The organism is Bradyrhizobium sp. SZCCHNR1043 (assembly GCF_032489675.1).
Taxonomy (GTDB): Bacteria; Pseudomonadota; Alphaproteobacteria; order Rhizobiales; family Xanthobacteraceae; genus Bradyrhizobium.
Genome location: NZ_JAUEYN010000004.1, coordinates 83,832 through 103,497, shown reverse-complemented (window position 1 = coordinate 103,497; position 19,666 = coordinate 83,832). Strand labels below are relative to the sequence as shown.

Below are 19,666 nucleotides of genomic sequence, written 5' to 3'. Positions count from 1 at the left end.
TCGCCTCAGATCGACAGATGCGCGTCGCGGATGTCGGGCCGCGCGTCGAGCTCGGCCATGGTGCCGGAGAAGCAGATGCGACCGCGCTCGATGATGTAGGCGCGGTCAGAGATCAGCTTCGCGAAATGCAGGTTCTGCTCGGAGACGACCAGCGAGACGCCTTCCTTCTTCATGGTCAGGATCGCATCGACCATCTGCTCCACGATCTTCGGCGACAGGCCTTCCGAGGGCTCATCGAGCAGGACCAGCGACGGATTGCCCATCAGCGTGCGGGCGATGGTCAGCATCTGCTGCTCACCACCGCTCATGCGGCCGCCCGGGCGGCTCTTCATCTCGCCGAGATTGGGAAACAGCTGATACAACTTCTCGCGGGTCCATTGCGGGGCATTGGGCCGCGGCTTCTGGCGCCCGACCTCGAGATTCTCCTCCACCGTCAGCTCGGTGAAGATTCTGCGCTCTTCCGGAACATAGCCGAGGCCGGCGCGGACGATCTCATGGGTCGGCGCGGACGAGATGTCCTTGCCCTCGAACATGATCTGGCCCTCGCGCAGCTCGACCAGGCCGACGATCGAGCGGAAGGTTGTCGATTTGCCGGCGCCGTTGCGCCCGAGCAGCGCCACCACCTCGCCCTCGCCGACCTCGAGGCCGATGTCGAACAGGATATGCGCAGGACCGTAGTGGCTGTTGAGATTGGCGACGGACAGCTTCATGCCGGAGCTCCCTCGCGATGATCGGCATCATACAGCAGGCCTTCCCCGAGATAGATCGCCTGCACCTCGCGATTGGCCCGCACCTCGGCTGGCGATCCCTCGGCAATGAGGCTGCCACGATTGAGCACGAGAATGCGGTCCGCATGCTCGAACACCACGTCCATGTCGTGCTCCGTGAAAAGGACGCCGATCGACTGCTCACGCGCAATTCCGGCGGTCAGCCGCATCAGCTCGACGCGCTCGCGCGGCGCCATGCCGGCGGTCGGCTCGTCCATGAGCAGCAGCTTCGGCTGGTTGGCGAGCGCGATCGCGAGCTCCAGCCGCTTGAGGTCGCCATAGGCGAGCTCGCCGCAGGGACGCTCGGCATAGCCGGCCATGCCGACGAGATCGAGCAGGCGATCTGCTTCGTCCCGCTCGATGGCAAGCATCGGGCTCCAGAAATCGAACAGGCGGCGATGATGCGAGACCAGCGCGACCTGGATGTTCTCACGCACCGTCATGGTCGGATAGGTCGCGGTGATCTGGAAGGTCCGCCCGACTCCGAGCCGCCAGACTTCGCGCGGCTTGCGCCCCGTGGTCTCCTGCCCCATCACGGTGATGCGGCCGCTGTCCGGCACGTTCTGGCCGTTGAGCATGTCGAAGCAGGTGCTCTTGCCGGCGCCGTTCGGACCGATCAGCGCGAGGATCTCGCCGGCCTGCAGCGTGAACGACACGTTGCGGACGGCGTGAATGCCGCCATAGGATTTCGACAGGCCTTCGACGGAGAGCAGCGACACGCCGAGACTCATTGTGCGCCCTCCATCTTGGCCGACAGCGAAGTCCCCTTGGGGGCCGCTGCGCGGCGCCGATGCATGACGGTTTCGACCACGCCCACGATGCCTTTCGGGAACACCACCACGATCAGCACGATGAAGATGCCGAGCACGAGCTTCGACCAGTCGGTCTGGCTGACCAGCCAGATGTTGAGCGCCTTGTAGACGATGGCGCCGAAGATCGCGCCGGGCACCGTCTCGACGCCGCCCAGCAGCACCATGACCAGGGCATCGACCGACAGCGAGATGCCCATGTTGTCCGGAAAGACGCTGCCCTTGAGATAGGCGAACAGCGCACCGCCGAGGCCGGCCGTCGTGCCGGCGATGATGAACGCCGTCCACTGGATACGCTTGCCGTTGATGCCGATCGACTCGCTGCGCAGCGGAGAGTCGCGCATTCCGCGCAAGGCGTAGCCGAACGGCGAGAAGGTGATCAGACGCAGCACGCTGACGACCAACGCGGAGACGCCGAGCGCGAGCCAGTAGAAATGCGACGGCGACGCGGCCCATTTCTCCGGCCAGAGACCGAGAATGCCGTTGTCACCGCCGGTGACCGCGACCCATTGGAACGCGATCGACCACACGATTTGCGCAAAGGCCAAGGTAAGCATCGCGAAATAAACGCCCGAAAGCTGGACGGCGAAGGCGCCGAACACGGCCGCACCAAGCGCGCCGAGCAGCGGCCCCAGCAAGAGGCAGGCGATCATCGGCAGCCCCGCCATCTTCGCGAGGAAGGCGACGCCGTAAGCGCCGAGGCCGAAATAGGCGGCGTGACCGAACGAGGCGAGGCCGCCGACCGCCATCAGGAAATGCAGCGACGCCGCGAAGATCACGAAGATCGCGATCTCGGCGCCGACGGTCAGCGCGTAGTTGCCGGCGATGAAGGGCAGCATCGCCGCCAGCGCCAGCGCGACGAGAGACGCCAGCCGCTCGACCGAGCTCAGCGGACGCCAGGGAATGACGGTGAGACCGGGTGTGCGCCGCGCCGGCGCCTCCTTCTTGCCAAACAGGCCCCAAGGCCGCACGACCAGCACGACGGCCATCACCAGGAACACGAGGATCAGCGAGATCGTGGGGAAGATGAGAATGCCGAAGGCATTGAGCTCCGACACCAGCACGGCGGCGACGAAGGCGCCGAGGATGCTGCCGAGGCCGCCGATCACGACGACCACGAACACCTCGACGATGATGCGCAGATCCATCGCGTGATGGACCGCGTCGCGCGGGATCTGCAGCGCGCCGCCGAGCGCGGCGAGGAAGACGCCGACGGCAAACACCGAGGTGAACAGCCACTTCTGGTTGACCCCGAGCGCCGCGACCATGTCGCGGTCCTGCGTCGCCGCGCGCACCAGGATGCCCCAGCGAGTGCGCTGGAACAGCAACCAGAGCACACCGAGCACGATCGGACCGAGCGCGATCAGGAACAGGTCGTAGCTCGGGATGTTCTGACCGAAGAAGTCGACCGCACCTTTCAATCCCGGCGCGCGGCGGCCGACCAGATCATCCGGTCCCCAGATCAGCACCACGAGATCTTCGACCATCAGGGTCAAGCCGAAGGTCGCGAGCAACTGGAACAGCTCCGGCGCGTGATAGATCCGGCGCAGCAGCACGACCTCGACGAGCACGCCGATGGCGGCGACCGCGAGCGCCGCCACGATGATGCCGCCCCAGAAGCCGAGCGGACCGGACAGCCGCTCGGTGAGCGAAAAGGCCACATAGGCGCCGAGCATGTAGAACGCGCCATGGGCGAAATTCACGATGCGGGTGACGCCGAAGATGATCGACAGTCCCGACGCCACCAGAAACAGCGAGGCTGCACTGGCAAGGCCGGTCAGGAACTGGACGAAGTAGAAGGCCATGGGCGGTCCGCGTGAGGAGATCGTCGAATCGATGAGCCGCATTTGCGCTCGGGCGCTCCTTCAGAGAGCTGACGAGCAAGCGTGGGGTGAGGGATCTCGGCCCGAACCTGTAGATCAGGCGTCGTATTCCCTCACCCCGCCCGCTCTCCCCCTGCGGGAGAGGGAGAAGCAGGATCGTGTGGATCAGTCCTTCGGCCGGAGCTTGCCGACTTCCGCGTCACCAGGCAGATAGTCCGAGCCCTTGCGGTAGACGGTGTCGACCATGATGCCCTTGCCGTCCTTCAGCGCGGTCTTGCCGACGTAAGCGCCGAGCGTCGACTGGTGGTCGATCTTACGGAACGTGATTTCACCGAAGGGCGACGGCACGGACAGTCCCTCGGCCGCGGCGATCAGCTTGTCGGTATCGGTCGAGCCGGCCTTGGCGAGAATGGCGGCCGCCGACTTGATGGTCTGGTAGCCGACGATCGAGCCGAGCCGCGGATAGTCGTTGTACTTGGCCTGATACGCCTTCAGGAACGCGTCGTGCTCGGGCGTCTTGATCGAGTACCAGGGATAGCCGGTGACGATCCAGCCCTCGGGCGTCTCCTCCTTGAGCGGATCGAGATATTCCGGCTCGCCGGTCAGGAAGCTGACGACCTTGCGGTCCTTGAACAGGCCGCGGGTGTTGCCTTCGCGGACCAGCTTCACGAGATCGGCGCCGAAGGTGACGTTGAGGATCGCCTCCGGATTGGCGGCGGCGACGGCCTGCACCACCGGACCGGCGTCGATCTTGCCCTGCGGCGGCCACTGCTCGTCCACCCACTGGATGTCGGGCCGTTTCTCCGACAAGAGCTTCTTGAACACCGCGACGGCCGACTGGCCGTATTCGTAGTTCGGCGCAATGGTGGCCCATCGCTTGGCGGGAAGCTTGGCAGCCTCCTCCACCAGCATCGCCGCCTGCATGTAGTTCGACGGGCGCAGGCGGAAGGTGTATTTGTTGCCCTTCGCCCAGGTGATGGCGTCGGTCAGCGGCTCGGCCGCCAGGAAGAACACTTTCTTCTGGTTGGCGAAGTCGCTGACGGCGAGGCCAATGTTCGACAGGAACGTACCGGCGAGCATCGCGACGTTCTCGCTCGACACCAGTTCGTTGGCTGCGGTCTGCGCATCGGCCGGCTTGCCGCTGTCGTCCTTGGAGACGACGACGAGCTTCTTGCCGTTGATGCCGCCGGCTGCATTGACCTCCTCGACCGCGAGCTGCCAGCCCTTGCGATAAGGCTCGGTGAACGCCGGCAGCAGCGAATAGCTGTTGATCTCACCGATCTTGATGACGTCCTCGGCGCGCGCCGCGCCCGTCAGTCCCGCGACGGCAAGGCCCAGGCCTGCCGCAAGCATCGTTCTCCGTCGCATCCCTTCAGCCTCCATGTTGAGTCGAATTACCGTAGACCGTCCTCGCCCTTGATCTCGGCGACCGTGAGCCCGCCGACGCGCGGCAGCGGACGGCCGCTGTCGGTGACCGCGAGCGCGACCATGATCTCATTGGCGCGTGGCGCGTCGTTGATCTGCACCTCCATGCCGTCGAAATGACTGCGCACGAAGGCCGCATCTTTATGGCCGAGCGGAATGTCGAGCGTGCAGCCGACGCCGCCGCGCTTCTTCGACGAGGGGATCAGCGCCGCGCCCTTGCCGAGCACCTTGCGCACCGGCGCCCCCATCTTTGGATGCAGGATCGCGGCCGCATGCTCCAGCTCGCCGTCGCTGCCGACGGCGGCCGCCTTGCCGTAGCTGTGCGCGGCCGGTCCTTCAATGCCGAGCGCGGCCACGGCGCGCTTGGCCAGCATCTCGCCCAGCTCCTCGCCGATCGCAATCAGCGGCGACAGGTCCTCGACATAGCGGCCGGCAAACGGATTCTCGATCACCGCCACTGCCGCAGCCCGCCGCGTCGGCGGCGAGACGGACCGGCCCATCTCCTGATGGACTTCCTCGACCACGGTCACGATCTTCCTGATGACGGCGCTCATCGTCGACCCTTCGTATTCTGGCACATCATGCATCAAACCTCACGCCGCCGCCGCCCGCAACTGCGGCCGACGGACGATCTCGACCGCGCGCGGGCCGACAACGCGAATGTTGCCGCGGAGCTGCAGAACAGCGCCTTCGATCAGACCAGCCGACAGCAGCGACTGCCCACGATGCTCGCCCGCGGCCAGCGCTTCGGCAACCTCGACATCACGGAGCTCTCCGACCTCGCATGTGACGAGGCGGTCACCGAGATCGCTCTCCGGTTGCAGCTCGCACGCAGGTCGGCGAAGCACGGCCGGATGACCCGGAAGGTCGACCGCGTTGCCGATCACCGTCGCAGCCGCATCGGCCTGCGCCGCGCTACGCGCGAGCACCGTCACCGCATCGGCAATGCCCAGCGAGAAGCTGCGACCGTGGCGGCCCGATGTGGCGACACCGCCGATCGCGTCGGCAGCACGAAGCGTCATCCTCCGCATCACGCCCGCGCCGTCGGGACGGTCCATCAGCCCGACGCTGAACGTGGCGGCATCCCGCAGATGGAGTGCGATGTCACCGCCATTGTTGACATAAGCCCGCGTCAGCTTCGCCGCGCCGCGCATTGCGCCGAGAATCTCCTCGGCGACACTACCCGCGACAGCCGCCATCGGCGTGATGAACATCTCGCGCGCAAACGGCACCACGGCGGCATGCATCCGCTGCGCGACGACGCCCTTCAACGGGCAGCGATCCTGATCGGCCCCTCTGCGCAGCACGGACAGTTCCACACACAGCTCGTCGAGCAGCCCCGTAAAACGCTCGGCCGCCGCACGATAGGCCGCACCAATATCGCCATCGGCCGCATCTGCGCCGATGATCAGATCGATCGGGCCGTCCTGCAGATGCAGCCGCCGGTCGGGCAACAAGGCGATCTGTGGCCGCCGGCTCATGCGCCCGGCCTCGGCCACGGCAGTTGGCGGATGTCCTTGCTGACATCCTTGAGCGAAGCGAGCGGCTGGACGTAGTCCATGTGCCCGCCGAGCGCCGCATAGTCCGATAGCCTCAGCGTGAACTCGATCGGCGCGACGATCGCCGGCGTCGGCACATAGCCGAAGGCGCCGGCCGGCATCTGGGTCACGTCGACCATATAGGTGATGCCGCCGCCCGGCCAGACATAGACCGGCGCACCGCCGCTCGTCACCCGCGTCAGCGTATCCTTGACCGAGCGCGTCAGCCGCACCGGATTGTCGGTGACGCCAGCGCGCAGCGAGCCGCCGGCACCGGCCATGAACAGCACGGTGCACAGCGCCGGCTCGCAGTTCTCCTGGATGCGCTCGACCGAGAACTGCAGCTCCGGCGGCATCTCGCGCTGCACCGGCCTGAGCGACTCGTCGAGCACGTAGTATCCGGCATGCTCGCCCGTCGTGGACACCATCAGCAGCGTCGTTCCCGGCTTCGCCGTCTTGGGATCGAACGGCCCGAGGATCGACAGCGGATCGGAGATGTCGGTGCCGCCCCAGCCGGTTCCGGGCTGCGCCACCTGGAAGTAGCGGCCCGGCGTCGAGCGGCGTCCCTTCATCTTGATGCCGGTCGCAGGAATGTCGAGCAGCTTGCCGGCCTGGTGCTCCGACAGAACGCCGGTGATGTGATCATCAACCACGACGACCTCGTCGACCTTGCCCTGCCATTGCTTGGCGAACATGCCGATCGTGGCCGAGCCGCAGCCGACGCGCATGCGCTCTTCCTTGACGCCGTTGACGATCGGGGGCTGCCCCGCCTGCACGATCACGCTGGAGCCCCCGTCGACCACGAGTTCCACGGCTTTGCGGTTGCTGAGGTCCATCAGCGCGTCACAGGTGACACGCCCCTCCTTCTTGGAGCCGCCGGTGAGATGATGCACGCCGCCGAGCGACAGCATCTGCGAGCCGTATTCGCTGGTCGTGACGTGACCGACCGCCTCGCCGTCGACGCGCACCGTCGCCGCTTCCGGTCCGAGATAGCGGTCGGTGTCGATCTTCACCTTGACGCCGCAATAGCTGAAGATGCCCTCGGTCACGACCGTGACCATGTCGACGCCATCGACCACCGACGACACAATGAACGGCGCCGGCTTGTAGTCCGGATAGGTGGTGCCGGCGCCGATCGCGGTAACGAACAGCTCGGGCTGATGCACGATCTTGCCGTCCCAGTCGCCGCTCGCCTGGAACGGCACCAGCTTGCCGCCATGCGACACCGTGCGCTCCAGCAGGATATGCGGATCGACGCGCACCAGCACACCGTCCTGATTGGCATAACGGTCGCAGGCACCTGCCGCGCCCGGCTTGATGTAGCACATCACCGGACAGGCATCGCAGCGGATCTTGTCCGCGGCACCGTCGCTCGCCGTTTCGGTCACCATGCAGAGAAGCCTATCTTGAAGCGGAGCTGGCGGCAAACGTCCACACGCCGCGGCAATTCGTTCGTATACGAATGATGTCGCGCCCCTCCGTCGGCTGTCAAGCGCCACCGCGAACGAAAAGCACGATTGCCGGATAAACGATCAGTTTGCCCTGCACAATGACGACAAATCGTGCATACGCTGCAGCGCAAAACGTGGCACTTGCATGTTAGTACACAAACGATACGCTCGGAGCGATCGCCATCGCATCCTCGTTAACGATAGCATAGCGGACGACAGAAGGGCATGACGCCAGCAACGATTCGGCTGACCGTGAACGGACGGGTGCACGACGTCGCCGCCGCGCCCAGCACGCCCCTGCTTCATGTGCTGCGCAACGACCTCGCCCTGAACGGTCCGAAATACGGCTGCGGCCTGGGGGAATGTGGCGCCTGCACCGTGCTGATCGACGGCCGCGCCGCCCGATCCTGCGTCATTCCGGTGGAAGGCTGCATCGGCCGCGATGTCACCACGCTGGAAGGGCTGGGCTCGCGCGAGGCGCCCGATCCGGTGCAACAGGCCTTCATCGCCGAGCAGGCTGCGCAATGCGGCTATTGTCTCAACGGCATGATCATGACGACCAAGGCACTGCTGGCGATCAAGCCCGATCCGTCGCGCGATGAGATCAAGCAGGCGCTGCGCTACAATCTCTGCCGCTGCGGCGCCCATGTCGAGATCCTCCGCGCGGCGATGCGGGCGGCCGGCCACACGCTCGAGGCGCTGGACTGATGAACGATCGCCTCACCAAGGACGAAGACATGCCTCGCGGCTGGCTGGTCGTCGAGCGTCCCATGGCCGGCAACAATGGCCGGTTCGAAACCTTCATCCGGATCACGGCGGCAGGCGAGGTCTCGGCCTTCAACGGCCATGTCGATCTCGGCACCGGCATCCGCACCGCGCTGGGACAGATCGTTGCAGAAGAGCTCGACGTCTCCTTCGCCCGCGTCGTGGTCGTGCTCGGTGACACCGCGGTCGTGCCGAACCAGGGCGCGACCATCGCCAGCGAGACAATTCAGATCACCGCCGTACCCCTGCGCAAGGCGGCGGCGCAGGCGCGCGCCTTCCTCTTGGCGCGAGCGGCCACGCAGCTCGGCCTCGACGTTCAGGATTTGACGGTCGAGGACGGGCTGATCCGCGGGCCCAACAACCGCGTCCTCAGCTATGGCGAACTGATCGGCGATGAGACGATCAGCCTCGCGCTCGCCGACGATATCATCGTCAAGTCGGTGAACGACTATCAGGTCGTCGGCCGCTCGGTGCCGCGCGTCGATCTGCCGGCGAAGGCGACCGGCGAGCTCATCTACGTACATGACGTGCGCGTGCCCGGCATGCTGCACGGCCGCGTCGTGCGCCCACCCTATGCCGGCGTCGATGCCGGACCGTTCATCGGCACCAGCCTGCTTGACGTCGACAGAGACTCGGTGCGCGACATCCCGGGTCTGGTCGACGTCGTCGTCATCGGCGATTTCATCGGCGTCGTCGCCGAGCGCGAGGAGAACGCGATCCTGGCTGCCGAGCGCCTCGAGGTGAATTGGAGGCCGGTGCCGACCTTGCGCGATCTCGACGATGTCGAGAACGCGCTGCGAGCCAATCCGTCCGCTCCGCGCCGGCTGCTCGACAAGGGCAATGTCGACGCCGCCATCGCCGACGCCGCCAAGCCGATGCGGAGGACCTATCTCTGGCCCTATCAGATGCACGGCTCGATCGGGCCGTCCTGCGCTGTCGCCGACTATCGCGACGGGCAGATCCGCATTTATTCCGGCACGCAGAATCCGCACATCCTGCGCGGCGATCTCGCCATGCTGATCGACTGTCCAGAGGATCACATCGAGCTGGTCCGGCTGGAGGCCGCCGGCTGCTATGGCCGCAACTGCGCCGACGATGTCACGGCCGATGCGCTGCTGCTGGCGCGTGCGGTCGGCCGCCCGGTGCGCGTGCAGCTGACGCGCGAGCAGGAGCATCTGTGGGAGCCCAAAGGCACCGCGCAGCTGATGGACGTCAATGGCGGCCTCAATGCCGACGGTTCGGTTGCGGCCTATGAATTCGCCACGCGCTATCCCTCGAACGGCGCGCCGACGCTGGCCTTGCTGCTCACCGGCCGCATCGCGCCGGAGCCCGCCGTGTTCGAGATGGGCGACCGCACCGCGATTCCGCCTTATGATTACGACCATATGCGCATCACAGCGCATGACATGCCGCCGATCGTGCGCGCCTCCTGGATCCGCGGCGTCTCGGCGCTGCCCAATACCTTCGCGCACGAGTCCTATATCGACGAGCTCGCTGCGGAGGCCGGCGTCGACCCGATCGAATACCGGCTGCGCTATCTGAAAGACGAGCGCGCGCGTGATCTCGTGAACGCCGTGGCCGAACGCGCCGGCTGGACGCCGCGCCCCGTGCGGGAAGAGAAGACGCCCGAGAACGGCGTCGTCCATGGCCGCGGCTTCGCCTACGCGCTCTACGTCCACAGCAAGTTTCCCGGCTACGGCGCGGCATGGTCGGCCTGGATCGCCGATGTCGCCGTGAATACGACGACCGGCGATGTCAGCGTCACGCGGGTGATCGCAGGCCAGGACTCCGGCCTGATGATCAATCCGGACGGGGTACGCCACCAGATCGAAGGCAACGTCATCCAATCCACCAGCCGGGCGCTGATGGAGGAGATTCCCTTCACGCGCGGCAAGGTCGCGGCGCGGGAATGGGGCGCCTATCCGATCATCACCTTCCCCGACGTGCCTGAGATCGACGTGCTGATGCTGCCGCGACCGGATCAGCCGCCGCTCGGCGTCGGCGAGTCAGCGTCCGTGCCAAGCGCCGCCGCGATCGCCAATGCGATCTACGACGCCACCGGCGTCCGCTTCCGCGAGCCGCCATTCACGCCGGAGCGCATCCTGAAAGGACTGCGCGGCGAACGGGTGGAGACGCCGGCGCCGCAGTCGCTGCCCGCCCCCGAAAGACCGGCGACCACGTGGCTCAAGCCCTTTGCCAAGCGGGGCGGCGTGATCGCCACCGCCGTCGCGGCCTGCGCCGCGGCGATCGGCGTCGCGGCAGCCGTGCTGCCCTGGCGCGCCATCGCGCCGATCCCCCGCCCCGATCCCTCGGTCTATTCCGCTGCGACGGTCGCGCGCGGGGAGGCGCTCGCGGCGCTCGGCAATTGCGCAGTCTGCCACACCGCGGACAGCGGCCTGATCAATGCCGGCGGCCGTGCGCTGGAGACGCCGTTCGGCACGCTGTTCAGCACCAATATCACGCCCGACGTCGAGACCGGGATCGGCGCCTGGTCCTATCCCGCCTTCGAGCGCGCGATGCGCGAGGGCGTGCATCGCGACGGCCGGCAGCTCTATCCGGCGTTCCCCTACACGCATTTCGCACGAACCGATGATGCCGACCTGCAGGCGCTGTACGCCTACCTGATGGCACAGGCACCGGTCCGACAGCAGGCGCCGGACAACGCGCTGCGCTTCCCGTTCAACCTGCGGCCGCTGGTCGCCGGGTGGAATGCACTGTTTCACGACACGCAGCCGTTCAGGCGTGATCCAACACGATCAGAGCATTGGAATCGCGGCTTCTATCTCGTCGAAAGCCTCGGCCATTGCAGCGCCTGTCACTCGCCGCGCAACGCGCTCGGCGCCGAGCAACGCAACGCATATCTCGCTGGCGGCTTCGCCGATGGCTGGGAAGCCCCGGCACTGACCTCGCTCTCGAGTGCCCCGATCCCGTGGACCGAGGACGAACTCTACACTTACCTCCGCTCCGGTCAGTCGCGCTTCCATGGCGTGGCCGCCGGTCCGATGGCACCGATCGTCAAGGATCTCGCGACGCTGCCCGATGCCGACATTCGGGCCATGGCGATCTATCTCGCCTCGTTCCAGACGCCCTCGCCCGAGGCAGCGAAGCTGGAGGCGATGGCCGCGGAATTGGAAGCGCGCACCAAGGTGACCTCGACGCCGTCTCCGGCGGCACGGCTCTATCTCGGCGCCTGCGCGGTCTGTCATGAGGTCGGCGGCCTGCCAATGTTCGGCAGCCGCCCCTCGCTGGCGCTGAACAGCAACCTGCACAGCGCCACACCCGACAATCTGATCCAGGTGATCCTGCACGGGATCATGAAGCCGGCCTCGTCCGACCTCGGCTACATGCCGGCGTTCAAGGAGCATCTCAGCGACGTCCAGCTCGCCGAACTCGTCGCCTATCTCCGTCAGCAATTTGCCCCGGACAAGCCGGCCTGGACGGGCGTTGACGCCGCCCTCGGTCGCATCAGGTCCGCCGTGGCGCAGTGAGGCCGAGCATGCTCCTTCAGCGCCCGGCGCCCCGACCACCACCCTGACGCGCATTCGGGCACCTCCTTGCCAGTAATTTCGCCTTGCGGCAGTCGCCCTGCCGCTTCTAGAATTTGAGACTATGTTCCAAAAAATGGAACAAACGGTATCATCATGAGCGCCCTGACCAACGCCATCGACATCCTGCGCTGCTTTTCGACCGCGCGACCCGACCTCTCCTTTGCCGACGTCCAGGTCCTGACCGGCAAGCCGAAAAGCTCGACCTCACGTCTGCTCCGCTCGCTGCGCGATTGCGGCCTGCTCGAGCAGGACCCGCATAGCCGACGCTACCGCCCGGGCCTGCTGACCTTCGAGCTCGGGCGGCTTCACCGTGCCCATGACGACCTGATCGCCACCGCCGAGGGCGAACTGCGCGATGTCTGCGCGCGCACTGGCCACACCGGCTACATCGCCGTGCTCGACGGCTATCAGCAGGTGGTGCTGCGGATCGTGCCCGGCTCCAATCCGCTGCGCGTCGTCAACCCGCCCGGCCAGCGCACGCCGGCAATCATCACCTCGAACGGCCGCGCCATGCTGGCGCGTCTGTCAGACCAGGAGATCCGGGCGCGGGTGCCGCTCGACTACCCGAAGGTCCCGGCCAACTCGCCGCAGAACTTCACCGAGCTGATGGCGCGGCTGAACGAGATCCGCCGGACCGGCATCTCGGACGCCGCCGACGAGGCCATCGAGGGCGTCGGCTCGCAGGGCTTTGCGCTGGCGAGCGGCGAGAGCGGTGAGCTGATCGGCATCGCCGTCTCCTATTCGGTGCAGGCGACCACCGAGATCGAGCGCGCCAACGTCCGCCGCGAGCTCGGCGCAATGGCAGCCAAGCTGCGGCGCATGACCGGCGATCCGCTCGGCCAGACCATCGAGCAACTGGCCGGACTGGCCTCCTGATGACGAGCAGCAGCGCGCCGCGCGTCAACAGCATGGCGCTGTTGATCCTGCCGAGCGCGTTGCTGTTCGCGCTGTTCTTCTTCCTGCCGATCGGATTGATGGCGCTGATGAGCGTCCTGACCGGCAACCCCGTGGTCATGCCGAACGTCGCCCTCACCGCCAAGCACTATGCCCGCATGGGCGATGACGGCTACTATCTCGAGGTGATCTGGACCACGATCCGGATCGGCCTCTGGACGACCCTGGCCGCGCTCGTGATCGGCTACCCGCTCGCGCATTGGATGGCGCGGATCAAGAGCCGCACCGGCCATGCGCTGCTGCTGATGGCCGTGCTGGCGCCGATGCTGACCGGCATCGTGGTGCGCACCTTCGCCTGGATGACGCTGCTGTCCGACAAGGGTGTCATCAACCAGATCCTGACCTCGCTCGGGCTGATCACCAGGCCGTTGCAGCTGATGTACAATGAGACCGGCATCATCATCGGCCTCGTCCACATCTATGTGCCTTTCATGGTGCTGACGCTGACTGGCGTGATCGGCCGCATCGACGAACGGCTGGAGCAGGCGGCGGAGAATCTCGGCGCCAGCCCGTGGCGCGCTTTTCTCGAAATCACCCTGCCGCTCAGCCTGCCCGGCATCCTCGCCGGTTCGCTGCTCGTCTTCGCGCTCGCGATCAGCGCCTACGTCACGCCGATCCTGCTCGGCGGCTTCCAGATCATGACCCTGCCGATCCTGATCTACCAGCAGATCTCCGCGAACTTCAACGTCGGATTCGCGGCTGCGCTCGGCATGGTGCTGCTCATCATTTCGCTCTCGCTCGTTGTCGCGTATAATCACGTGCTCGGCCTCGTTTCGGGCCAGCGCGAGCTGCAATGAGGGCCAATATGACGAGCCTTGCTCCAGGATCGCGGCCGCCGCTTGCTGCGCCGATCGATCTGGCGGCCACACCTGCCCTTCGCAGCAAGACGCGGCCGCTCCGGTGGGGTCGCAGGCTCTATCTCACCGCCAATACCGGCATCCTCGCCTTCCTGCTGGCGCCGATCGCGATCGTGATCGTGTTCGCTCTGAACCCCACGCCTTTCATCCAGTTTCCGCCAGTCGGCGCCTCCTTGCGCTGGTTCGAGAAGTTTTTCGCCTCGCGCGACTTCATGCACGCGCTGCTCTTCAGCATCGAAGTTGCGGCCATGACCACGGCCGCGGCCACCGTGCTTGGCGCGTCGGCCGCGCTGGCGATCGCCCGCGGCAACCTGCCAGGCTCGCGGCTGATCGTGGCGACCATGCTGTCGCCGCTGATGCTGCCCGCGATCCTGACCGGTCTTGCACTGTTCCAGTCCTACGTGCTGCTCGATGTCGGGCGTCCCTTGTGGGGCCTCGTCGCGGGCCATACGCTCGTGACGATTCCCTACGTCGTGCGCACCACGCTCGCGGTGTTGCATAATTTCGATGTCAGGCTGGAGGAAGCCGCGCAAAATCTCGGCGCCAGCCCCACCCGGGCCTTCTTCGAGATCACTCTGCCGCTGGTGAAGCCCGGCGTTCTAGCAGGCGCGATCTTTGCTTTCATCGTCTCGTTCGACCAGTTTCCGGTGTCGCTGTTCCTGGTCGCGCCGGGTAGCGAGACCTTGCCGATCACGCTGTTCAACTATCTGAAGTTCGATCTCGACGGCACCATCGGCGCGGCCTCGGTGGTCTCGATCCTGCTCGCCTTCATCGTCGTCATCGCGCTCGACCGCACCGTAGGTCTTCGCTCCTACGTCAAACTCTAAGGGAGATCCCGGACATGACCGCCTCATCGCGTCGTTTTCCTCTGAGCCGCCGCCGCCTGCTGACCGCGGCTGCGTCGCTCGGCGCCGGCGTTGTCGCTGCTCCCTATGTCGCGCGTGCGGATGAGCCCGTTCTCAACGTCACCGGCTGGGGTGGCAAATGGGGTGACGTGATGAAGGCCGAGATCGGCCCGGCCTTCGAGAGCGAGTTCAAGTGCAAGCTCAAGACCGACACCGCGCTGCCGTTCCTGCCAAAACTGCAGGCGAGCTCACGCTCGGCCCCGGTCTACGACGTGCTGCACACCAACTCCAACGAGCAGTGGGCGGCCGTGGAGATGGGTCTCGTCGAGCCCAAGGTCGACCCCAAGCTGGTTCCGAACGTTGCCGACGTCTACCCTTACGCCGTCAGCGACAAGATCGTCGGCGTCTGCATCTTCACCAGCGCCATCGGTCTCGGCATGCGCACCGACAAGGGCTATGGGAGCGTCACGTCGTGGAAAGACTACTGGGATGCGAAATTCAATGGCGCGCGCGGCGGCTATGTGATCCCAGCCAATAGCCTGGGACAGGCGTTCGTGATGATGTGCGGCGCGCTGTATGGCAAGGGCCAGACCGACCTCGACGCCGCCTATGGAGCGCTGGAGAAGCTGAAGCCGATCAAGCTGGTCGACTTCACCGGCGCGATGGAGAAGCTGATCCTGTCCGGTGAGGTCGGCCTCGGCATCCTGCATGATTCCGGCATCTATCGTTACGACGGTCAGAACCAGCCGGTCGACTTCGTCACGCCGAACGAGGGCGTGCCGTCGCTCGAGCAAGTGCTGAGCATCACGCCCGGCAGCAAGGTGAAGGAGCTCGCCAACGCCTATATCAACTACATGCTGCGCCCCGAGGTCCAAAAGCGCCTCGCCGAGACGGTGTGGTATTCGCCGGCCAACAAGAAGGTCAAGCTCGACGCCAAGTATGACGCCAAGCTGCTGACGACGCCGGAGAAGGTCAGCAAGCTGATCCAGGTCGACTGGAAGTGGTACAATGCACGAAAAGACGAGATCGACAGCCGGGTCAACCGGATCTTCCGCGCATGAGCGCTGCCATCGAGATCGCCGCGGTCAGCAAGATCTATGACGGCGGCGTACGCGCACTCGATGCGGTTGCCGTGAACATCAGGCCTGGCGAGTTCTTTTCGCTGCTCGGCCCGTCCGGCTGCGGCAAGACCACCACCCTGCGCATGATCGCCGGCTTCGACAGCCCAAGCGCCGGCGAGATCCGCCTCGACGGCGCCGACATCACCCATGTGCCGGCGCACAAGCGCGACATGGCGATGGTGTTCCAGAACTACGCCCTGTTTCCGCACCGGACCGTGGCCGAGAACGTCGCCTTCGGCCTGCGCATGCGCAAGATCGACAAGGCGACGATTGCCGCGAAGGTGAAGGCAGCGCTGGCGATGGTTGAACTCGGAGGCCTGGAGAACCGCAGGCCGGCGCAACTGTCCGGCGGACAGCAGCAGCGCGTCGCGCTCGCCCGCGCCATCGTCATCTCGCCGCGCGTGCTGCTCTGCGACGAGCCGCTCGGCGCGCTCGACAAGAAACTGCGCCAGCAAATGCAGTTCGAACTCAAGCAGCTGCAGAAGACGCTCGGCCTCACCCTCGTGTTCGTCACCCACGACCAGGAAGAGGCGCTGGCAATGTCGGACCGTATCGCGGTCATGAACGCCGGCCGCATCGAGCAGATCGGTACCCCGGTCGAGATCTACGATCAGCCGCGAACGCGTTTCGTCGCGGATTTTATCGGCGACACCAACATTTTTCGCGGCCAGCGCGTGACCTTGGACAATGGCGTCGGCATAGCCGTCGGCAACGGTCTGGTGCTGGCCCTGGCGGACACGGTCGCAGCAGCCGAGGGCGAGGTTCTGTCGGTCGCGCTGCGGCCGGAGAAGATATCGGTGTCGCCAGCCGAGGTGGCCGATGCCAAGCGGACGGGCATGTCCGTGCGCGGCACCGTCGAGAGCACCAATTTCCTCGGCGGCGCGGTGCTGTACCGCATCGCCCTGGAGAGCGGACAGCACGTGCTGGCGCAACAGCCGAATTCCGGAGCTGGTCCGCTCCACGCGCCCGGTCAAACGGTCACGCTCGACTGGCGTCCGGCCGATCTCGTCATTCTCGAGGATTGATATTGTGAACGTTAGATTCTTATTCCCGCAGCAGTACCGTGCGCTGCAGTCACAGAGCAGCGTCGAAGAGCTCGTGCCGTGAGCGCAGCCGTCATGAAGACGATCAGCATCGACGACATCGAGGCGCTCGCGGTCGGCGCCTGGATCCTCGGCACCGGCGGTGGCGGCAGTCCCTATCTCGGCCTGCTCAACCTGCGCCGGCTCTATGCGGAAGGACATCGCGTGCAGATGATGTCGCCGCTCGACCTCGCAGACGACGACTGGGTCGCCGTTGTCTCCAACATGGGCGCCCCCTTGGTCGGGCAGGAACGGCTGGCCGACAGCCGCAGCATCGCGCGTGCGGTGCGCATGCAGGAGGAGATCAACGGCATCACATTTCGCGCCGTGATGTCGGTCGAGATCGGCGGCGGCAACGGCATGCAGGCGCTGATGGCGGCGGCGCATCTGAACATCCCCGTGGTCGACGCCGACTGCATGGGCCGCGCCTTTCCTGAGGCGCAGATGACGTCGGTCGCGATCGGCGACCTCAAGCCCTATCCCTGCACGCTCTACGATCCGCGCGGCATCGAGGCCGTCGTGACCAAGGTGCCGAGCTGGAAGTGGATGGAGCGCGCCAGCCGCAAGATCTGCGTCGAGATGGGCTCGATCGCCTCGACCAGCAAGGCGCCGCGCACGGGCCGCGAGGTCAAGGACTGGGGCATCCATTTCACCACCACCAAGGCGATTGCGATCGGCCGTGCGGTCGAGGCTGCGAACCGGAGCCACCAGGATCCGATCGCGGCGATCCTCGATTGCGAGGGCGGCCAGCGGCTGTTCAGCGGCAAGATCGTCGACGTCGAGCGCCGTACCACCGAGGGCTTTCTGCGCGGCAGCGCCGTCGTCGAAGGCAGCGACGACGATCGCGGCACCCGGCTCAAACTGTCGTTCCAGAACGAATGGATCGTGGCCTGGCGCGATGGCGAAGCCATCGCGATGTCGCCAGACCTGATCTGCGTGCTCGACAGCGTCAATGGCCACGGCATCGGCACCGAGACGGTGCGCTACGGCCAGCGCGTCACCGTAATCGCGCTGCCAGCGCCCGCCGTGCTGACCAGCCCGCGCGGGCTCGAATTCGTCGGCCCCCGCGCCTTCGGTTATGACCTCGATTTCCGGTCGCTGTTTGCGACCCCTGGAGCTCCCTGAGAATGAAGCGGATTGGCATTGACGTCGGTGGCACCAACACCGACGCCGTCCTGATTGCCGACGACGAGGTCGTCCACTCCGTCAAGAGCGCAACCACCGCCGACGTCACCTCCGGCATTCTCGCCGCGCTCAAGGCGCTGCGAGAAAATCCCGCGGCGGCCGTGCCGGTCGACGCGGTCGTGATCGGCACCACGCATTTCATCAATGCGGTGGTGCAGCGGCGGCACCTGCAGAGGATCGGCGCCATCCGAATCGGGATGCCCGCCTCCGCCTCGCTGCCGCCGTTCTGCGACTGGCCGGCCGATCTCGCCGCGCTGGTCAGCGCCGAGACCTTCATGCTCGAAGGCGGCCACGATTATGATGGCCGCCCCTTCATGCCGCTCGACACGGCCGGACTAAGGGCCGCCGCGCACGCGATCAAGGCCAAGGGCCTGCGCGCGGTCGCGGTCGCCTCGTCGTTCTCGCCGCTCGACCCGAGCTGCGAAAACACTGCGCGCGAGATCCTCGCCGAGATCTGCCCCGAGGTCGCCGTCACCCTGTCGCACGACCTCGGCCGCATCGGACTGCTGGAGCGCGAGAACGCCGCCCTGCTCAATGCCGCGCTCCACGACCTCGCGGTCACGACGGTCGCCGCCTTCCGCAAGGCGATCGCGGAGTCCGGCATCGATGCGCCGCTGTTCCTGACGCAGAACGACGGCACCGTGATGCAGGCGGAGATCGCGACCGCCTTCCCGGTCATGAGCTTCGCCTCCGGCGCCACCAACTCGATGCGTGGTGCCGCGTATCTCTCCGGCCTCGACGACGCCATGGTGGTCGACGTCGGCGGCACCACCAGCGACATCGGCCAGCTGCGCCACGGTTTTCCGCGCGAGGCCAACGCCGTCGTCGAGGTCGGCGGCGTCCGCACGCTGTTTCGCATGCCCGATTTGCTCTCGATCGGGCTCGGTGGCGGCAGCCATGTCGAGCAGGATCCGGTCCGCGTCGGCCCGCTCAGCGTCGGATACCGGCTGACATCCGACGCGCTGGTATTTGGCGGCGACCGTCTGACCGCGACCGACATCGCGGTCGCCGCGGGGCTGATCGACATCGGCGACAGATCGCGCGTCGCGCATCTGCCGAAAGGCCTGATCGACGCCGCGCTCGCCGACGCCCACCGCAAGCTCGAGGGCGACATCGACCGCATGAAGACCGAGGCCGGCGACGTGCCGCTGCTCGCGGTCGGCGGCGGTGCCTTCCTGGTGCCGGAGCGCCTCGCCGGCATCTCCAACATCGTCCGCGTCGACCATGGCGACTGCGCCAATGCGGTCGGCGCCGCCATCGCCCAGGTCTCCGGCGAGGCCGACCAGGTCTTCCGCGACCTGACCCGCGACGAGGCCATCGCCGCCGCGCGCGGCATCGCCGAGGCACGCGCCGTGCAAGCCGGCGCCGCCCCCGATACGCTCAAGACGGTCGACGTCGAGGACATGCCCATCGCCTACCTCCCCGGCAACGCGCTGCGCGTCCGTGTTCGCGTCGCCGGCGCCATCGCCGAGCCGACCATCGGCGCGGCGGCGTAG

The 19,666-nt window shown here is 66.4% G+C and carries 16 protein-coding genes; 9 read left to right on the top strand and 7 right to left on the bottom strand.

Annotation, left to right across the window (positions count from 1 at the left end):
• Nucleotides 1-5: 5 nt before the first annotated feature.
• The 7 genes from QX039_RS08050 to QX039_RS08020 all read right to left on the bottom strand — a co-directional run bounded on the left by QX039_RS08050 (nucleotide 6) and on the right by QX039_RS08020 (nucleotide 7,753).
• Nucleotides 6-710, bottom strand: a complete 705-nt coding sequence (locus QX039_RS08050; protein ID WP_315740912.1) for an ABC transporter ATP-binding protein — start codon at nucleotides 708-710, stop codon at nucleotides 6-8.
• Nucleotides 707-1,498 carry an ABC transporter ATP-binding protein gene (locus QX039_RS08045; RefSeq protein WP_315740913.1) on the bottom strand — a complete coding sequence of 264 codons (792 nt, stop codon included), beginning with the start codon at nucleotides 1,496-1,498 and terminating at the stop codon, nucleotides 707-709. Before QX039_RS08045 ends, QX039_RS08050 begins: the two co-directional genes overlap by 4 nt.
• Nucleotides 1,495-3,381: an ABC transporter permease gene (locus QX039_RS08040; RefSeq protein ID WP_315740914.1), complete on the bottom strand. Its 1,887-nt coding sequence runs from the start codon at nucleotides 3,379-3,381 to the stop codon at nucleotides 1,495-1,497. The genes QX039_RS08045 and QX039_RS08040 overlap by 4 nt, the downstream gene beginning before the upstream one ends.
• 183 nt (nucleotides 3,382-3,564) lie before the next feature.
• On the bottom strand, nucleotides 3,565-4,767 hold the full coding sequence (locus QX039_RS08035) for an ABC transporter substrate-binding protein (protein WP_315740915.1): 1,203 nt from the start codon (nucleotides 4,765-4,767) through the stop codon (nucleotides 3,565-3,567).
• Between the two features lie 26 nt (nucleotides 4,768-4,793).
• Nucleotides 4,794-5,378 (bottom strand): amino acid synthesis family protein, encoded by a 585-nt coding sequence (locus tag QX039_RS08030; protein WP_315715503.1) that lies wholly within the window; start codon nucleotides 5,376-5,378, stop codon nucleotides 4,794-4,796.
• Between the two features lie 39 nt (nucleotides 5,379-5,417).
• Complete coding sequence (locus tag QX039_RS08025) at nucleotides 5,418-6,305, bottom strand: UPF0280 family protein (protein ID WP_315740916.1); 888 nt, start codon at nucleotides 6,303-6,305, stop codon at nucleotides 5,418-5,420.
• Complete coding sequence (locus QX039_RS08020; RefSeq protein WP_315740917.1) at nucleotides 6,302-7,753, bottom strand: 6-hydroxynicotinate reductase; 1,452 nt, start codon at nucleotides 7,751-7,753, stop codon at nucleotides 6,302-6,304. The genes QX039_RS08025 and QX039_RS08020 overlap by 4 nt, the downstream gene beginning before the upstream one ends.
• A 285-nt stretch (nucleotides 7,754-8,038) precedes the next feature.
• On the opposite strand from QX039_RS08020, the gene QX039_RS08015 reads away from it, so the two are divergent.
• The 9 genes from QX039_RS08015 to QX039_RS07975 all read left to right on the top strand — a co-directional run bounded on the left by QX039_RS08015 (nucleotide 8,039) and on the right by QX039_RS07975 (nucleotide 19,666).
• Nucleotides 8,039-8,521 (top strand): (2Fe-2S)-binding protein, encoded by a 483-nt coding sequence (locus tag QX039_RS08015; protein ID WP_315740918.1) that lies wholly within the window; start codon nucleotides 8,039-8,041, stop codon nucleotides 8,519-8,521.
• Nucleotides 8,521-12,066 carry a molybdopterin cofactor-binding domain-containing protein gene (locus QX039_RS08010; protein WP_409998921.1) on the top strand — a complete coding sequence of 1,182 codons (3,546 nt, stop codon included), beginning with the start codon at nucleotides 8,521-8,523 and terminating at the stop codon, nucleotides 12,064-12,066. The genes QX039_RS08015 and QX039_RS08010 overlap by 1 nt, the downstream gene beginning before the upstream one ends.
• 153 nt (nucleotides 12,067-12,219) lie before the next feature.
• A complete protein-coding gene (locus tag QX039_RS08005) occupies nucleotides 12,220-13,002 on the top strand; it encodes an IclR family transcriptional regulator (protein WP_315740919.1) in 783 nt (260 codons plus the stop codon).
• Nucleotides 13,002-13,877, top strand: a complete 876-nt coding sequence (locus QX039_RS08000; protein WP_315740920.1) for an ABC transporter permease — start codon at nucleotides 13,002-13,004, stop codon at nucleotides 13,875-13,877. Before QX039_RS08005 ends, QX039_RS08000 begins: the two co-directional genes overlap by 1 nt.
• A gap of 8 nt (nucleotides 13,878-13,885) precedes the next feature.
• Entirely contained in the window at nucleotides 13,886-14,764 is an 879-nt protein-coding gene (locus QX039_RS07995; protein ID WP_315740921.1) for an ABC transporter permease, read from the top strand.
• A gap of 14 nt (nucleotides 14,765-14,778) precedes the next feature.
• On the top strand, nucleotides 14,779-15,843 hold the full coding sequence (locus QX039_RS07990) for an extracellular solute-binding protein (protein ID WP_315774185.1): 1,065 nt from the start codon (nucleotides 14,779-14,781) through the stop codon (nucleotides 15,841-15,843).
• Nucleotides 15,840-16,928: an ABC transporter ATP-binding protein gene (locus tag QX039_RS07985; protein WP_315774187.1), complete on the top strand. Its 1,089-nt coding sequence runs from the start codon at nucleotides 15,840-15,842 to the stop codon at nucleotides 16,926-16,928. Before QX039_RS07990 ends, QX039_RS07985 begins: the two co-directional genes overlap by 4 nt.
• Nucleotides 16,929-17,006: 78 nt before the next feature.
• On the top strand, nucleotides 17,007-18,110 hold the full coding sequence (locus QX039_RS07980) for a DUF917 domain-containing protein (protein ID WP_315774189.1): 1,104 nt from the start codon (nucleotides 17,007-17,009) through the stop codon (nucleotides 18,108-18,110).
• A gap of 2 nt (nucleotides 18,111-18,112) precedes the next feature.
• Entirely contained in the window at nucleotides 18,113-19,666 is a 1,554-nt protein-coding gene (locus QX039_RS07975) for a hydantoinase/oxoprolinase family protein (protein WP_315774190.1), read from the top strand.

Bases quoted from the DNA above. Each gene is read 5' to 3' on its own strand.
- QX039_RS08050 (WP_315740912.1), bottom strand. From the start codon at position 710: ATGAAGCTGTCCGTCGCCAATCTCAACAGCCACTACGGTCCTGCGCAT.
- QX039_RS08045 (WP_315740913.1), bottom strand. From the start codon at position 1,498: ATGAGTCTCGGCGTGTCGCTGCTCTCCGTCGAAGGCCTGTCGAAATCC.
- QX039_RS08040 (WP_315740914.1), bottom strand. From the start codon at position 3,381: ATGGCCTTCTACTTCGTCCAGTTCCTGACCGGCCTTGCCAGTGCAGCC.
- QX039_RS08035 (WP_315740915.1), bottom strand. From the start codon at position 4,767: ATGCGACGGAGAACGATGCTTGCGGCAGGCCTGGGCCTTGCCGTCGCG.
- QX039_RS08030 (WP_315715503.1), bottom strand. From the start codon at position 5,378: ATGAGCGCCGTCATCAGGAAGATCGTGACCGTGGTCGAGGAAGTCCAT.
- QX039_RS08025 (WP_315740916.1), bottom strand. From the start codon at position 6,305: ATGAGCCGGCGGCCACAGATCGCCTTGTTGCCCGACCGGCGGCTGCAT.
- QX039_RS08020 (WP_315740917.1), bottom strand. From the start codon at position 7,753: ATGGTGACCGAAACGGCGAGCGACGGTGCCGCGGACAAGATCCGCTGC.
- QX039_RS08015 (WP_315740918.1), top strand. From the start codon at position 8,039: ATGACGCCAGCAACGATTCGGCTGACCGTGAACGGACGGGTGCACGAC.
- QX039_RS08010 (WP_409998921.1), top strand. From the start codon at position 8,521: ATGAACGATCGCCTCACCAAGGACGAAGACATGCCTCGCGGCTGGCTG.
- QX039_RS08005 (WP_315740919.1), top strand. From the start codon at position 12,220: ATGAGCGCCCTGACCAACGCCATCGACATCCTGCGCTGCTTTTCGACC.
- QX039_RS08000 (WP_315740920.1), top strand. From the start codon at position 13,002: ATGACGAGCAGCAGCGCGCCGCGCGTCAACAGCATGGCGCTGTTGATC.
- QX039_RS07995 (WP_315740921.1), top strand. From the start codon at position 13,886: ATGACGAGCCTTGCTCCAGGATCGCGGCCGCCGCTTGCTGCGCCGATC.
- QX039_RS07990 (WP_315774185.1), top strand. From the start codon at position 14,779: ATGACCGCCTCATCGCGTCGTTTTCCTCTGAGCCGCCGCCGCCTGCTG.
- QX039_RS07985 (WP_315774187.1), top strand. From the start codon at position 15,840: ATGAGCGCTGCCATCGAGATCGCCGCGGTCAGCAAGATCTATGACGGC.
- QX039_RS07975 (WP_315774190.1), top strand. From the start codon at position 18,113: ATGAAGCGGATTGGCATTGACGTCGGTGGCACCAACACCGACGCCGTC.